10 protein-coding genes are annotated in these 15,020 nt (G+C 69.6%); 2 read left to right on the top strand and 8 right to left on the bottom strand.

The genetic code is table 11. The features are described from left to right. Positions 1-4 precede the first annotated feature (4 nt). From ACIBH4_RS00780 to ACIBH4_RS00760, 5 genes are all read right to left on the bottom strand, one after another. Entirely contained in the window at positions 5-1,252 is a 1,248-nt protein-coding gene (locus tag ACIBH4_RS00780) for an ABC transporter permease (RefSeq protein WP_362508798.1), read from the bottom strand. Next, on the bottom strand, positions 1,249-2,013 hold the full coding sequence (locus ACIBH4_RS00775) for an ATP-binding cassette domain-containing protein (RefSeq protein ID WP_350946676.1): 765 nt from the start codon (positions 2,011-2,013) through the stop codon (positions 1,249-1,251). Before ACIBH4_RS00775 ends, ACIBH4_RS00780 begins: the two co-directional genes overlap by 4 nt. 198 nt (positions 2,014-2,211) lie before the next feature. Continuing rightward, positions 2,212-3,321, bottom strand: a complete 1,110-nt coding sequence (locus ACIBH4_RS00770) for a substrate-binding domain-containing protein (protein WP_362508801.1) — start codon at positions 3,319-3,321, stop codon at positions 2,212-2,214. A 673-nt stretch (positions 3,322-3,994) separates the two neighbouring features. Further along, positions 3,995-6,790, bottom strand: coding sequence for an aconitate hydratase AcnA (gene acnA / locus ACIBH4_RS00765; RefSeq protein ID WP_362508804.1), 2,796 nt, complete (start codon positions 6,788-6,790; stop codon positions 3,995-3,997). A 190-nt stretch (positions 6,791-6,980) separates the two neighbouring features. Further along, entirely contained in the window at positions 6,981-7,706 is a 726-nt protein-coding gene (locus tag ACIBH4_RS00760; protein WP_362767716.1) for a metal-dependent hydrolase, read from the bottom strand. Positions 7,707-8,394: 688 nt separating this feature from the next. Between ACIBH4_RS00760 and ACIBH4_RS00755 the strand changes: the two genes are divergently transcribed. Beyond that, the gene (locus tag ACIBH4_RS00755) at positions 8,395-9,177 is read left to right on the top strand and encodes a PadR family transcriptional regulator (RefSeq protein ID WP_362767714.1); all 783 of its coding nucleotides are present in this window, start codon (positions 8,395-8,397) and stop codon (positions 9,175-9,177) included. 7 nt (positions 9,178-9,184) lie between these two features. Further along, entirely contained in the window at positions 9,185-9,778 is a 594-nt protein-coding gene (locus ACIBH4_RS00750; RefSeq protein WP_362767711.1) for a DUF1707 domain-containing protein, read from the top strand. A gap of 108 nt (positions 9,779-9,886) precedes the next feature. Here ACIBH4_RS00750 and mug read toward each other — a convergent pair whose 3' ends face one another. From mug to ACIBH4_RS00735, 3 genes are all read right to left on the bottom strand, one after another. Then, positions 9,887-10,438 carry a G/U mismatch-specific DNA glycosylase gene (gene mug, locus ACIBH4_RS00745; protein WP_362509234.1) on the bottom strand — a complete coding sequence of 184 codons (552 nt, stop codon included), beginning with the start codon at positions 10,436-10,438 and terminating at the stop codon, positions 9,887-9,889. A 247-nt stretch (positions 10,439-10,685) separates the two neighbouring features. Next, the gene (locus tag ACIBH4_RS00740) at positions 10,686-13,184 is read right to left on the bottom strand and encodes a polynucleotide kinase-phosphatase (RefSeq protein WP_362767708.1); all 2,499 of its coding nucleotides are present in this window, start codon (positions 13,182-13,184) and stop codon (positions 10,686-10,688) included. Continuing rightward, on the bottom strand, positions 13,177-14,892 hold the full coding sequence (locus ACIBH4_RS00735; protein ID WP_362767705.1) for a 3' terminal RNA ribose 2'-O-methyltransferase Hen1: 1,716 nt from the start codon (positions 14,890-14,892) through the stop codon (positions 13,177-13,179). Before ACIBH4_RS00735 ends, ACIBH4_RS00740 begins: the two co-directional genes overlap by 8 nt. Positions 14,893-15,020: the final 128 nt, after the last annotated feature.

Raw genomic sequence — 15,020 nt, 5'->3', positions numbered from 1 at the left:
CTGGTCACCTTAGGCCGGTGGCGGCCGCCCGCTTGCGGGACAGGGCGTCCACCACGGCGGCGAGCAACAGGACCGAACCGGTCACCATGAACTTCACACCGGAGCTGTAGCCCATCAGGCCCATACCGTTCTCGATGACCGCGACCACGGCACCGCCGAGGATGGCGTCCAGCACCCGGCCCTTGCCGCCGAACAGGCTGGTGCCGCCGATGACGGCGGCGCCGACAGCGTAGAGCAGCACGTTGCTGCCGCCGGTGTTGGGGTCGACGGAACTGGCCCGCGAGGCGGCGATGACGCCGCCGACCGCGGCCATGGAGGAACAGATCATGAAGGCGCTGATCTTCATCCGGTCGACGTTGATACCCGCCCGGCGCGCGGCCTCGGCGTTACCGCCGACCGCGTACAGATGCCGGCCGTACGCCGTGCGGCGGAGCACGAACGTCAGGACCAGCAGCAGGACCACGATGATGGGGACCACGAGCGGCATGCCCGCCAGGGAGACGACGGCGACGTTGCGACTGCGCTCGATGTTGAGGAAGTAGACGGCGAGACCGCCGAGCAGCGCGAGGGCGCCGACCCTCACCGCGATCAGCGAGATCGGGTCGGAGGTCAACCCTCGGGCGGCACGCTTCTGGGAGCGCACCAGTTGGAGTCCGGCGTAGGCGGCGACGCCCACGGCCAGCAGGATCCAGCCCAGCGTGGGCGGCAGGTTCTTGTTCGCGATCGAGAGGATGGTCTCGTCGCGGATGGCGATGATGGTGCCGCCCTTGACAAGCAGCAGGACCAGTCCCTGGAAGGCGAGGAAGGCCGCGAGCGTCACCACGAACGACGGGATGCCGAGTTTCGCGACGATGGAGCCGATCGTGGTGCCGATCACCACACCGGTGAGGATCGCCGCGCCCACCGCCACGTACCAGGGCAGCCCCTGGCTACTGAGCATGATCGCGAGCACCGCGGCGCAGACCCCGCTGGCGAAGCCCGCCGACAGGTCGATCTCACCGAGGAGCAGCACGAACACCAGGCCCATGGCGATCACGGTGACCGCGGCACCCTGGGTGAACAGGTTGGCGAAGTTTCCCGCGGTCAGGAAGGCGGGGCGCAGGATGGCGAAGACCGTGCAGAGCACCACGAGGCCGAACACCGCGGGCAGCGCGCCCATGTCGCCCCCGCGCACCCTTTCGGCGTAGCCGCGGACGTTGCTTCTGATCGAGGGTGCCTCGTGTACGGTCTTCTGCGAGATCGTGGCGGTCATACGGTGACTCCGTTGGTGAGGCCGAGGTCCCCGCTGCGGCCAGAGGTGATCAGTTCGACGACCTGCGCGTGAGTCACGTCCGAGGTCTTGACCTGGGCCGCCATCCGGCCGAGGTAGAGGGTGGCGATCCGGTCGGACACGGCGAAGACGTCGTTCATGTTGTGGGAGATGAGTACGACGGCCAGGCCCTGGTCGGCCAGGCGCCGGACCAGTTCCAGCACCTGCGCCGTCTGGGCGACACCGAGGGCGGCGGTCGGCTCGTCGAGGATGACGACCTTGCTGTTCCACAGCACGGCCTTGGCGATCGCCACCGTCTGACGCTGGCCGCCGGACAGGCTGGCGACGAGCTGGCGGATGGACTTGACGGTCCTGACCGACAGGCTCTCCAGGGTCTTGGCCGCCATCTCCTCCATCGTGTCCTCGTCGAGGACGATGCCGCGCTTGTGCTCGCGGCCGAGGAACATGTTCTGGACGATGTCGAGGTTGTCGCAGAGCGCGAGGTCCTGGTAGACGATCTCGATGCCCAGTTCGGCCGCGTCACGCGGGCTGCCGATCTGGATCGGCTTGCCGTCGAAGAAGTACTCACCGGAGTCGATCGGGTGGATGCCGCCGACGCACTTGACGAGAGTGGACTTTCCTGCGCCGTTGTCGCCGACCAGCGCGGTCACCTCTCCGGCGTACGCGGAGAGGGAGACGTCGTGCAGGACCTGTACGGGACCGAAACTCTTGTCGATCCCGCGGAGTTCCAGTGCGGGGGTCATGGGGTTGTGCTCCCTGTGTTCATTTCGCGCGGCGAAGTTCGCGCGGGTCGGGCGCCTGCGAGCGGCGCCCCGCCCTGTCGCCGTCGCCGGGAGACGCTTCGCATGCCGCGTCTTTTCGGTGTCACAGGGTGGGGGGGTGCCGCGGTCGAGCGCGAAGGTGCGGCCGGCCGGAGGACGACCGGCCGCACCCTCCATGCCCTACTGGATTCCGGCCTCGGTGCACTTGGCGGCGAAGTCGCCGGTGCACAGCTCGTCCTTGGTCACGAAGCCGTCGGCGACGACGTCCTTGACGCTGTCGAAGAAGATCGGCTGCGGGTCGAGGAGGACGGCGGGCACGTCGGCGCCGCTCTCGGTGTCCTTGACCGAGCCGGTCGCCGCGGGCTTCTCACCCTTGGCCAGGCCGATGGCGAGCTCGGCCGCCGCGTCGGCCTCCTTCTTGATCGCCTTGTAGACCGTCATGCACTGGTCACCGGCGAGGATGTTCTGCAGGCCCTGCACGGTGGCGTCCTGGCCGGTGACCGGGACCTTGCCGTTCAGGTTGTTCTTCTTGAGTACCGAGATGGCGGCGTTGCCGAGACCGTCGTTGGCGGCGAGGACGCCGGCGATCTTCGGCTGCTCGGTGAGCATCTGCTCGAAGATCGTGCCCGCCTGGGCGTTGTCCCAGTCGGGGACCGACTGGTCGGGACCCTTGACGTAGTCACCCGAGTCGTACTTGGGCTTGAGCACGCCGTCGTAGCCGTTCTTGAACAGCGTGGCGTTGTTGTCGGTCGGCGAGCCGTTGAGCTCGGCGACGATCGGCTTCTCGGCCTTCTTGTCGGTCAGGCACTTCACCAGGCCCTCACCCTGCAGGGTGCCGACCTTGGTGTTGTCGAAGCTGACGTAGTACTGGGCGCCGCCGTTGAGGGTGAGGCGGTCGTAGTCGATCGTGGCCACGCCCTGCGCCTTGGCCTTGTCGAGCACGGCCTTGCCGGTGCCGCTGTCAAGGTTGACGATCATCAGGACCGTGGCCCCGTTGGTGATCATCTGGTCGGCGATGGTCTGGAACTGGTTCTTGTCGCCCTGGGCGTTCTGGATGTCGTAGGCGACACCCGCGGCCTTGAAGGCCTCCTCCAGGTACTTGCGGTCCGCGGTCTCCCAGCGGGCGGAGGACTTGCTGTCAGGAAGGATGACGCCGACCTTTCCCTCGGCGGCGGGCGCCGTGCTCTCCGCAGGGGCGGCGCTGGTGTCGGGGCTGTCGCTCCCGCAAGCGGTGAGGCCGAGGGTCATCGCCGCGGCGGCGGCGGTAAGGCTGAGGATCCCCTTGCGCATGGTGCACGGGTCCTTTCTTCTCTTCGAAAGACGGGGGGTACGGACGGGCGGCATGCCGAATTCGCGGGTACGGCTGTGCCGGGTCTCGGCTCACCATTCCGTTGAATGTTGTTTGCGGCAACGTATTCCGCCGTTGGCCTGGAGCGCCAGACCTTCCAGAGGTAAAGTTTGTTGTGGCCGGTAACAATCCAGAAACGCACCCTTAACCGTCTCGGGACCGTGTGCGACCCGCCAAGCCAGAGATCACCTGACCACGATCGTTGCCGTCAAACCGCGCCGGGTCGCGCCGTGGCCCGCGACGGAGAACACCCCCACGGTTCACGCGTAACGGCCGCGAAGGCACTTGATCGTCTGTGCTTGCCGCGGATCGCGTTCGCGGCTCGCCCGTCGGTTCGGTCGGCTCGGGTGAGCAAAGGAGCCGAGGTCTGCCGGAGATCGTCCGAGGCGGCTCTCCTGGCGACGGCGGTACTCACCGCCCTGCCCGCACGCCTGGCGGCCCGCCGGCCCGTGGCGCGGTCGCTCAGCACGGAAACGGCATGACCGGCCCCGCTCAGCAGTGGAACCCCTCAAAAAAAGCACGGAACCGCCCGGCGGGATGGTGTCCCGCCGGACGGTTCTCGTCCGGGGTGTGCCCCCGAGCGGGCGAGGCCGGCGTGCGGCCCCGCCCCCCTGCTCAGCTCTTGGCGAGCAGGGAGCGCAGGACGTACTGCATGATGCCCCCGTGCCGGTAGTAGTCGGCCTCTCCGGGAGTGTCGATGCGCACGATCGCCTGGAACTCCTTGTCGTCGGCCCTCACCGTCACGGTCTGCGGAACGCCACCCTCGTTGAGTGCCTCGACGCCGATGACGTCGAAGGTCTCCTCGCCGGTCAGGCCCAGCGAACTCGCCGTCTCCCCTTCGGGGAACTGCAGCGGCAGCACGCCCATGCCGATCAGGTTGGAGCGGTGGATGCGCTCGTAGGACTCCGCGATGACGGCGCGGACGCCGAGCAGGGCGGTGCCCTTCGCCGCCCAGTCGCGCGAGGAGCCCGAGCCGTACTCCTTGCCCGCGAGGACGACGAGCGGGATGCCTGCGGCCTGGTAGTTGGCCGAGGCGTCGTAGATGAAGGACTGCGGACCGCCCGGGGCGGTGAAGTCGCGGGTGTAGCCGCCCTCCACGCCGTCGAGCAGCAGGTTCTTCAGCCGGATGTTCGCGAAGGTGCCGCGGATCATGACCTCGTGGTTGCCGCGGCGCGAGCCGTAGGAGTTGAAGTCCTTGACCCCGACGCCGTGTTCCTTCAGGTAGTCGGCGGCGGGGGTGCCGACCTTGATCGCGCCCGCCGGGGAGATGTGGTCGGTGGTGACCGAGTCGCCCAGCTTCGCGAGCACCCGGGCGGCGGAGATGTCGGTCACCGGCTCCGGCTTGGGCGGCATGCCCTCGAAGTAGGGGGCCTTGCGGACGTAGGTCGAGTCCGGGTCCCACTCGAAGGTGTTGCCGGTCGGGATCGGCAGCGAGCGCCAGGTCTCGTCGCCCTTGAACACGTCGGCGTAGTCGTGCAGGAACATCTCCTGGTCGATCGAGGAGGCGACGACCGCCGCGATCTCCTCGGGCGCCGGCCAGATGTCGGCGAGGAACACCGGCTCGCCGTCCGAGCCCACACCCAGCGGCTCGTTGTTCAGGTCGAGGTCCATGGTGCCCGCGAGGGCGTAGGCGACGACCAGCGGCGGCGAGGCCAGGTAGTTCATCTTGACGTCGGGGTTGATCCGGCCCTCGAAGTTGCGGTTGCCCGACAGCACGGCGGTGACCGCGAGGTCGTTGTCCTGGATCGCGGCGGAGATCTCCTCCTGCAGCGGGCCCGAGTTGCCGATGCAGGTGGTGCAGCCGTAGCCGACGAGGTTGAAACCGATCTTGTCGAGGTACGGCTGCAGGCCGGAGCGCTCGAAGTAGCCGGTGACGACCTGCGAGCCGGGGGCAAGGGAGGTCTTGACCCACGGCTTGCGGGTCAGGCCCTTCTCGACCGCGTTCCTGGCGAGCAGTGCGGCCCCCATCATGACGTATGGGTTGGAGGTATTGGTGCAGCTGGTGATGGCGGCGATCGTCACCACGCCGTGGTCGATCTCGAAGTCGGTGCCGTCGGCGAGGGTGACCCGCACCACCTTGTGCGGCCGGTCTCCGTTGAGCTCGGCCGGGTTCGGCTTGTCGCCGTTGCTCTGGTGGGAGACGGCCGGGGGGTCGGAGGCGGGGAACGACTCGCCGGACGCCTCGTCGAGCGGGCCCTGGACGCTCGACACGTAGTCCTTGACGGCCGCGCGCCAGGCGCTCTTGGCGTCCGACAGCGCGATGCGGTCCTGGGGGCGCTTGGGGCCGGCGATCGACGGGACGACCGTGGACAGGTCAAGCTCGATGTACTCGGAGAAGACCGGCTCGGTGGCCTCGGGGTCGAGCCACATGCCCTGGGCCTTGGCGTAGGCCTCGACGAGGGCGACCTGCTCGGCGGAGCGGCCGGTCAGCGTGAGGTAGTCGGTCGTCTGGCCGTCGATCGGGAAGATCGCGCAGGTCGAGCCGAACTCGGGGCTCATGTTGCCGATCGTGGCCCTGTTGGCCAGCGGCACGCTGGAGACTCCGTCGCCGTAGAACTCCACGAACTTGCCGACGACACCGTGCTTGCGGAGCATCTCGGTGATCGTGAGGACCAGGTCGGTGGCGGTGGCTCCGGCGGGAAGCTTGCCGGTCAGCTTGAAACCGACCACGCGCGGGATGAGCATGGAGATCGGCTGGCCGAGCATCGCGGCCTCGGCCTCGATGCCGCCGACGCCCCAGCCCAGGACGCCGATGCCGTTCTCCATGGTGGTGTGGGAGTCGGTGCCGACGCAGGTGTCGGGGTATGCGGCCAGCACGGTCCTGCCGTCGATCTCGACGCTTCGCGTCATCACGACCCGGGCGAGGTGCTCGATGTTGACCTGGTGCACGATGCCGGTGCCCGGCGGGACGACCTTGAACTCGTCGAAGGCGGTCTGGCCCCAGCGCAGGAACTGGTAGCGCTCGCGGTTGCGCTCGTACTCCCGTTCGACGTTGCGCTGGAAGGAGTCGGCCCCGCCGAAGAAGTCGACGATGACCGAGTGGTCGATGACCATCTCGGCCGGGGCGAGCGGGTTGATCCTGGCCGGGTCGCCGCCCAGGTCGCGGACGGCCTCGCGCATGGTGGCCAGGTCGACGACGCACGGGACGCCGGTGAAGTCCTGCATGATCACGCGGGCCGGCGTGAACTGGATCTCCACGTTCGGGTTCGCCTTCGGGTCCCACTGGCCGATCGCGCGGATGTGGTCGGCGGTGATGTTCGCGCCGTCCTCCGTGCGGAGAAGGTTCTCCAGAAGGATCTTCAGGCTGTACGGGAGACGCCCCGAGCCCTCCACGGCGTCCAGCCGGTAGATCTCGTATTCCGCGTCACCGACGCGGAGCGTGTCACGGCTGCCAAAGCTGTTCGCGGACACGGTTCGCCTCCCTCATCACCTGATGTCTGCCGCGCCGGCACATAGGGCGCGATTGAATCCTGCCGCACCGCCTGAGCGCCCCGAACTGTTAGGTCTGCCTAACTTCCAGGTCACCGACAGGCCGCGACAAATGTCTCGATATCAAGATATCCCTCCGGGTATCTCGACATCAAATTACCCCCCAGTATGATCACTGTGGAGCGAGCCGGAGGTACAGCAGCCCGAGAACGACGACGGAAAGTACCGGAGCGAGAAACTTCTGCTCGAAGGCACGCCCCGTCTTGATGCCGATCTTCCACGGCAGCAGCCACTTCTGCCGCATCGGCCAGAGCACCGGACACCCCTTCTCCGTGCAGCAGTCACCCACGACGTGGGTGAGGCATCCGATCGCGACCGCCAGCCCCAGCCAGGCGTATCCCACGTTGTCACTGCGGAACACCACGAACAGCCCGGCCGTCATACCGATGTTGAGCATCGCCGAGGCGAACTTCTTGCCCGGGATGCCGATGCCGATCGCCCGCAGTGCGAGGCCGATGAGCAGCACCACCAGGATGTCACGGCCGATCGGATAGGTGTTGGCCAGGTAGTGGGCGCCGAAACCCGCGGCGACCGCGAAGACCAGCGAGTGGGTGGCGTTGCGATGGCCACCGGCGAGCCAGGAGACCGCCTTGCTCAGCCCCCAGGTGACCGGCCCGAACGTCTGCGCGATCGTCGCACTCGGATGGTCGAGGTCCGGCAGCATCGCGGCACCGGCGCAGATGATGGCCCCGGCGACGAACTCGGCCGGGTTGAGCGCGTTCACCATGACGCCGGTCTCGATGAACCTGGACGTCTCGGTCAGCAAGGGCAGCGCGGCCAGCGCGGGCGCCACACCCAGCCAGGCGATCGCACCCGTCAGCGCATGCGTATGCCCCATCATCGGTCAAACACCCCCATCAAGATCACCTTGGGAGACTGTACGTCAAAGCCTCCTCCAGATGGAGGACCGTGCCATTGCACACCATCGGCGTGTCGCAGGGGCGGAACGGCCCCGGCACGCGAACACTGATCGTTTTCCGCCGACTCCAGGGTCGCCCGAAGGCGACGATGGCCCGTTTCGATCTCTCCGCCCCTTCACGAAAGATGACCGCCATCCGCATCTTCCTACGAATGAGCAACGGATGGAACGGGCGAACAGTGCCTGGAACGGCGAACGGGGAGCTCGCGGTGGAGTGGTCGCCCTCATGAGGCGGGTCTCGCGCGGGGAGTCCTCCGGGGAGTCTTCACCGGAGATCGGGACGCGCACCCGGGAGGGTCGCGATGAAGCGCGGACATGCGAAAACGACAGACGGGACCGTTCCGTACCGAAAGCACCCCCCAGCCCTTCCGGTACGGAACGGATCCCGTCTACGTCCTTTGTAACGTGCAGGTCTCAGGACTTGTTCCAGAATCCGGCAAGAATTACGTGATCTGCCTCACTTCTACTTAGAGTAATCAAAAATTACTCTACGCGATCATGGATCAATGCCCCTATTTCATGACACGGGGTTGTCGTCAGAATGTTCTCGATATATCTTTGAAGCATCGAGAGCGATCAAAAGACGATCGCGGTACGGAGGTACGACATGACACCGTCGAACGCGATGGGCGGCCCCTGGGCCGGATTCGGATCCCACGAGGTCAGGCGCGAGATGAAGCGCGCGGCCAGGGAGGCATGGCGGCAGATGGCCGCCGGATGGCACGAGGGCGGCCCGGAGCACGGCCCTCGCACGCCACACCACGGACACCACGAGGGCGGGCCACGCGAGCACCGGCACCGCGGCCACCGCGGCGGCCCCTTCCCCTTCGGCCCCGGATTCCCCTGGGACCTCGGCCGGGGCGGCAGGGGGGGCAGAGGCCCGTTCGGCGGGGGCCCCTTCGGCGGCGGGCCGCCGTTCGGACGCGGACGCAAGGCGAAGCGCGGCGACGTCCGCGCCGCGATCCTCGCCCTGCTCACCGAGTCCCCCCGCAACGGCTACCAGATCATCCAGGAGATCGAACGGCGCAGCGAAGGCGGCTGGAAGCCGAGCCCCGGAGCGGTCTACCCGGCCCTGCAGCAGCTCACCGACGAGGGCCTCGTCCTGGCCGAGGAGAACGAGGGCCGCAAGACCTTCAGCCTCACCGACGCCGGACGCGCCTACGTGGCCGAGCACTCCGAGGAGGTGCGCGCCCCGTGGGAGGAGATGACGCCCGAGGTCGACGACAGCACCTGGGAGCTGATGGACATCACCCGCCAGTCGGGGTTCGCCATGCTCCAGATCCTGCAGACCGGCAGCGACGCGCAGATCCGGCAGGCGAAGCAGACCCTGATCGAGACGCGCCGCAAGCTCTACCAGATCTTGGCCGACGGCGACACCGGCGAGGAGTGACCTGACCATGATCCCCCGAGACGACCTCCGCATCGGAGACGCCGAGCGTGACGTGGCGATGGAGTCCCTGCGCGAGCACTACGCGCAGGGCCGCCTGACCCGTGAGGAGCTCGACGAACGCCTCGAACTGACCCTGTCCGCGCGGACGGGCGGCGAGCTGGCCCGGGTGAGCGCGGACCTTCCCGGCCCGCACGCCTGGCGGCAGGAGGAGCCCGAGAGCTCCCGGGGTCCCTGGGGCGCGGGAGCCCCCTGGGGCCCCGGATCGCCCTGGGGGCCGGGCGGAGGGCCGTGGGGGCCGGACGGAAGGCCGGGTGGGCGCCGCGGGCATGCCCACTCCTGGGGCCCTCCCCGGCCCGGGGGCCACCGCCACCCCGGCTGGAGCCACCACCGCATGGGCCGCCACATGGGCCACCGTGGCGGGCCTCCGCTCTTTCCCCTCATGTTCCTGGTGCTGGTTGCCGGGGTGCTGATCGGCGGATTCGGGGTGCTCAAGTTCGTCTTCCTCGCCTGGCTGGTGATCGCCGTGCTGGGAATGCTCCACCGCGGACGGGGGCGCTCCAGAAGGCGCCACGACCGGGTCGGCCCCCCTGCCTCGTTCTGATCTCCTCCCGGGTCGCTTCCGCCCCTGCCCCGATCGGCTCTGGGCGAGCGGTCGGCCCGCCGTTCCCCGGAGCCTCTCGTGCCGGCCGGTACGAGAGGCTCCGACCCGTCAGGTGAGGGACTCCCGCAGCCGCCGCATCTCCTGCGCGATCCCGTCCAGCGTCCAGTGCGCGTTCAGACCACTCGGGTTGGGCAGCACCCACACCGCCGCGCCGCCGATCCGGGACTCCTGCGGCCCGATCACCGCCTTGGGAACGCCGAACGCCTGCCGGTAGGCGGTCACCCCCGCCACCGCCAGCACCTTCGGCCGGACCTCGGCGACCAGCCTCCCCAGCCGTTCCCCGCCCGCGCGAAACTCCTCGGCGGACAGCTCCGCCGCCCGCGCGGAGGGCCGCCGCACCACGTTGGTGATGCCCAGCCCGTAGGAGGGAAGCAGGTCCTGCTCGGCGGGGGACAGCAGCCTGGGGGTGAAGCCCGAGCGGTACAGCGCGGGCCAGAAACGGTTGCCGGGCCGGGCGAAGTGGTGGCCGGTGGCGGCGGAGTACAGGCCGGGATTGATCCCGCAGAACAGCACCTCCAGAGCGGGCCCGAGGACGTCCTCGATCGTCGCCTCCCCCGCCGCCTCAAGCTCGGCACGGCTCGGCCGCGCGGCGGCCCGCACTCCGGAGGGCACGCGTCCCGCGGGCGGGGCACTCCGCTGTTTCCTGGACGGCACGATGTGAACCTAACCCATCTCCTCCCCCGCCCCAGCAGAAAAGCCGAGTGGTTCGTCCTTTCCGCGTCCTCCGGAGGCGAGGGCTATCGGAACGCGGGGGGGTAGGGGCGGGGGAGTACCCGGTCCGTGAAGCGTCAACCCCGCCCCGCGCAACCGCGACGGGAGAACTCCGGCCCTCACCCCGGGGAGAGAGTCAAAGACGGGGATCGACCGGTTCGGACTCCAGCGCCAGGACGGCGAAGACCGCCTCGTGCACCCTCCACAGCGGCTCCCCCTCGGCCAGTCGGGAGAGCGCCTCAAGACCCAGCGCGTGCTCGCGCAGGGCGAGCGAGCGCTTGCGGCCCAGGAAGCGGCGGCGCAGGACGTCCAGACTCTCGGTGTAGTCGGGACCGTAGATGATCCGCAGGTACTCCCGCCCGCGCACCTTGATCCCGGGCTGTACCCGGCTGCGCCCGTCCGGCGGGTCCACCGGCTTGACGACCATCCCCTCGCCGCCCTCGGCGGTCAGCGCCGACCACCACGCCGTGGCCGTCTCCGTCGACTCCGGCGAGGTCGGATCCGCGAACACGTGCCGGGTGGGCGCGATCAGCGGATCGTCGAGCCGGGACAGCAGGTCCAGGTGCCAGGAGTGCGGCTCCTGGATCGCGGTCGCCCGGCCCTCGCAGGCGAGGATCTGGAACGGTGCCAGGCGAAGGTCCTCCACCCCGGAGACAGGCCAGCAGTAACGCGCATATGCCTGCCTGAAACGGGCAGCGTTGGTGGAACGGCGTCGGGTGCGGTCCAACAGATCGCCCACATCCAAGCCGCGCCCGGCCGCCGCTTCCAGCACGGTGACCGCCTCGGGCAGCACCGCGCGGGCCGCGGCGCCCACCGACGCGTACTGGCCGCGGATCAGCCCTTCGGCCTTGGCCGACCAGGGCAGCAGCTCGCAGTCGAGGACGAGCCAGTTCGATCCCAGCTCCTCCATCAGCGGCGCGCACACCCGCCTGAGCCTGTCGACCAGTTCGGTGGTGTCGGGGAAGAACGACCTTCCCGTACGGGTGTAGACCGTTCCGGCGGTGCCGTCGGTGATCCCGAACCGCGCCGCCGCCACCTCGGGGTCGGCGGCCAGCACGGCCACCGCCCGCGAGCCCATGTGCTTCTCCTCGCACACCACCCGGGTCACCCCTGCCGCGGCGAACTCGGCGAACGCCTCGGCCGGGTGCTCCAGGTAGCCGTCGAGGCGGGAGGTCTCCGGGGGCGCCATTGTCGGCGGCAGGTAGACCAGCCAGCGCGGGTCGACCGCGAACCGGCTCATGATCTCCAGGGCCGCGGCCGAGTTCTCCTCCCGGATCTTGACGCGGCCACCGCCGTGGCGCACCTCGATGTGGCGGGTGCCCCGCACGTCCTCGACGGAGAGCAGGCCGGGGTCGCGGTGGCCGGGGGCGGTGAGCGGCCTGACCGGCTTGTACCAGACGCGCTCGGCGGGTACCGAGACGATCTCCCGCTCCGGGTAGCGCAGCGCGGTCAGTCGCCCGCCGAAGACCACCCCGGTGTCCAGGCAGAGCGTGTTGTTGATCCACTCGGGCTCGGGAACCGGCGTGTGACCGTAGACGACCATGGCCGACCCTCGGTACTCGCGTGCCCAGGGGTAGCGAACCGGCAGGCCGTACTCGTCGGTCTCACCGGTGGTGTCGCCGTACAGCGCGAAGGAGCGGACCCTGCCCGAGGCACGGCCGTGGTACGCCTCCTTGAGCCCGGCGTGGGCGACGACGAGCCTGCCCCCGTCGAGCTGGTAGTGGCTGATCAGCCCGTCCATGAAGGCGAGCGCCTCGCGCCTGAACTCCTCCGGCTCGGCGGCCAGTTGGTCCAGCGACTCCTGAAGGCCGTGGGCCACCCTGACCTTGCGGCCGTTGAGCGCGCGGGCCAGCTTCTGCTCGTGGTTGCCCGACACGCACAGCGCGGTCCCGGCCGCGACCATGCCCATGACCAGCCGCAGTACGCCCGGCGAGTCCGGCCCCCGGTCCACCAGGTCGCCGACGAACACCGCCGTCCTGCCCTCGGGGTGTACGGCCCCCGCGCCGCCGGGGTCGATCTTCCAGCCGAGGTCGCGCAGCAGCGCCTCCAATTCGGCACGGCAGCCGTGCACGTCGCCGATGATGTCGAACGGGCCGGTCAGCTCTCGCCTGTCGGTCCACGCCTTCTCGGTGACGACCGTGGCGGCCTCGATCTCCTCGGCCCCGCGCAGCACGTGGACCCGGCGGAAGCCGTCACGCGAGATCCTGCTCATGGAACGGCGCAGCTCCTTGCGCTGCCTGACGACCACGCGCGCCCCGAAGTCCCTGTCGGGCCTGGTCTCGTTGCGCGCGATCGCCAGCTCCTCCGGCACGTCCAGGACGATCGCGTCGACCAGCACGTTGTGCGACTTCGCGAGCTCGACCAGCTGCTTGCGCGCCTCCCACTGGACGTTCGTGGCGTCCACGACCGTCAGCAGCCCGCGCCGCAGCCGGGTGCCGACGATGTAGTGGAGCACGTCGAAGGCGTCGGGGGTGGCGGCCTGGTCGTTCTCGTCGTCGGAGACCAGGCCCCGGCAGAAGTCGGAGGAGATCACCTGGGTCGGCGCGAAGTGCCTGGCGGCGAAGGTCGACTTGCCGCTGCCGGACACCCCCACGAGCACGACCAGCGACATCTCCGGTACGGCGATCTCAGTCATCTCCACCTCCCGCGTCTCCCGCGCCCGCGTGCCCGTCCGTGTTCACGCTCACGGGGCCTCTCACGCTCGTGTGGCCCGCCGCGCTCACGACCCCGCCCGTGCCCGCTGAACCTTCGGTGCCTCCGGAACCGCCCGACGCGCCCGCGAGGCCGAACAGGGCCATCTGGGTGGGTGGGCCCACCTCGGGGTCGTCGTCGCCGATCGGCAGGAACTCGACGCGGTAGCCGTACTCGCCGCACACCTTCGCCGCCCACGCGCGGAACTCGGCGCGAGTCCACTCGAAGCGGTGGTCGGGGTGGCGCATGCCGTCCAGGGACTCGTAGCGGACGTTGTGCTCGACGTTGGGGGTCGTGACGATCACGTGTCCCGGCCGCGCCGCTCCGAAGACCACCCGCTCCAGCGCGTCCAGGCGCGGTGGATCGACGTGCTCGACGACCTCCATCAGCACCGCGGCGTCGTATCCGGCGAACCGGGCGTCGGTGTAGGTGAGCGCCCCCTGGAACAGCTCCAGCCGCTCTCGCCGTCGCTCCGGCATCCGGTCGAGTTTCAGCCGCCTGGCCGCGAACGCCAGCGCCCGGGAGGACACGTCCACCCCGGTCACCCTGGTGAAGCGGGGCCGTTCGAGCAGCGCTCCGACCAGCCGGCCGGAACCGCAGCCGAGATCGATGACGGTGCTCGCGTCCAGCCCTTCCAGGGTGGCGAGCACGGCCTCCAGACGCAGGGTGTTCAACGGGCGCCTGACGGCACCGGCGGGCGAGGAACCTTCTTGGGAGGCCCCACTCGCGGGACCGCTCCGCCCGGCGTACTCCTTTTCGGCGAGGTCCTCCCCGATGGAACTCCCCCCGACGGAGCCCTCCTCGGCGGCCCTCTCCGCGGCGGTGTCCTCCCCGTCTTTCCTCGCGTGATCCCCTGTGGCGACCTCGGCCGCGGGATCCTCCTCGACCGGGGGTTCGAGGTCCTCCTCCACGTCGTCGCCGATCTCGGCGAGGCGGGCGAAGGCCGTACGGGTGAGGGCCCAGCGACGGCCGAGGTAGCGGCGGGTGATCAGACCCCGGTCGGGGTGGGAGGCGAGCCACGACCCGCCCGCCCTGATCAGCTTGTCCACCTCGTCGGGGGCCACCCAGTAGTGCTTGGCGTCGTCGAGCACAGGGAGCAGCACGTAGAGCTGGTTGAGCGCGTCGGCCAGGCGCACCTCCCCGCGCAGCACCAGCCGCACGTAGCGCGAGTCGCCCCACTCGGGAAACTCCTCGTCGAGCGGGAGTGCGGTCGCCTCGACCCGCCAGCCCAGCGGCTCGAACAACCGGTGCGCGAGCCCGGGACCGCCCCTGCACGGCAGCACGGGCAAGGTGATCTCCAGTGGGATCGGCCCGGCGGCCAGCTCGGGACGGCTCGCACAGCGCCCGGTACGCGCCGTACGGAACACGTCGGCCAGCGCCACGGCGAGCAGTGAGGATGCGGCGTAGGGCCGGTCGTTGACGTACTGGCCCAGCGTGTAGTCGGGCGTGGCGCGGTCGCGCGAGCGCACCAGGCGGATCGGGTCGACGTCGAGCATCAGCGCCGCCGTGCAACGCTCCTCGCCCGCCTCGGGGTAGAGGACACGTGCCACGCCGTACGACTGCCCGAACTCCTGGACCCGGTCGGGATGCTTGTGCAACAGGAAGCCGAGGTCCGTGGCGGGCCGCACGGTGGTGGAGATCGTCAGTAACACCCGGCCCAGTGTGCCGCACGCCCTCCTGGACGGCCATCGGTTAACGGGCGGGCCGGTCCGCGGCCGACCCGCCCGTGAACGGCGCGCACCCCGCCTCCCGTGAGCCGCGCCCCGCCCCGGTCGTTCCG

This window comes from Streptosporangium sp. NPDC050284, assembly GCF_044459525.1.
Lineage (GTDB): Bacteria > Actinomycetota > Actinomycetes > Streptosporangiales > Streptosporangiaceae > Streptosporangium.
This window is presented reverse-complemented; position numbering and strand designations above follow the sequence as displayed.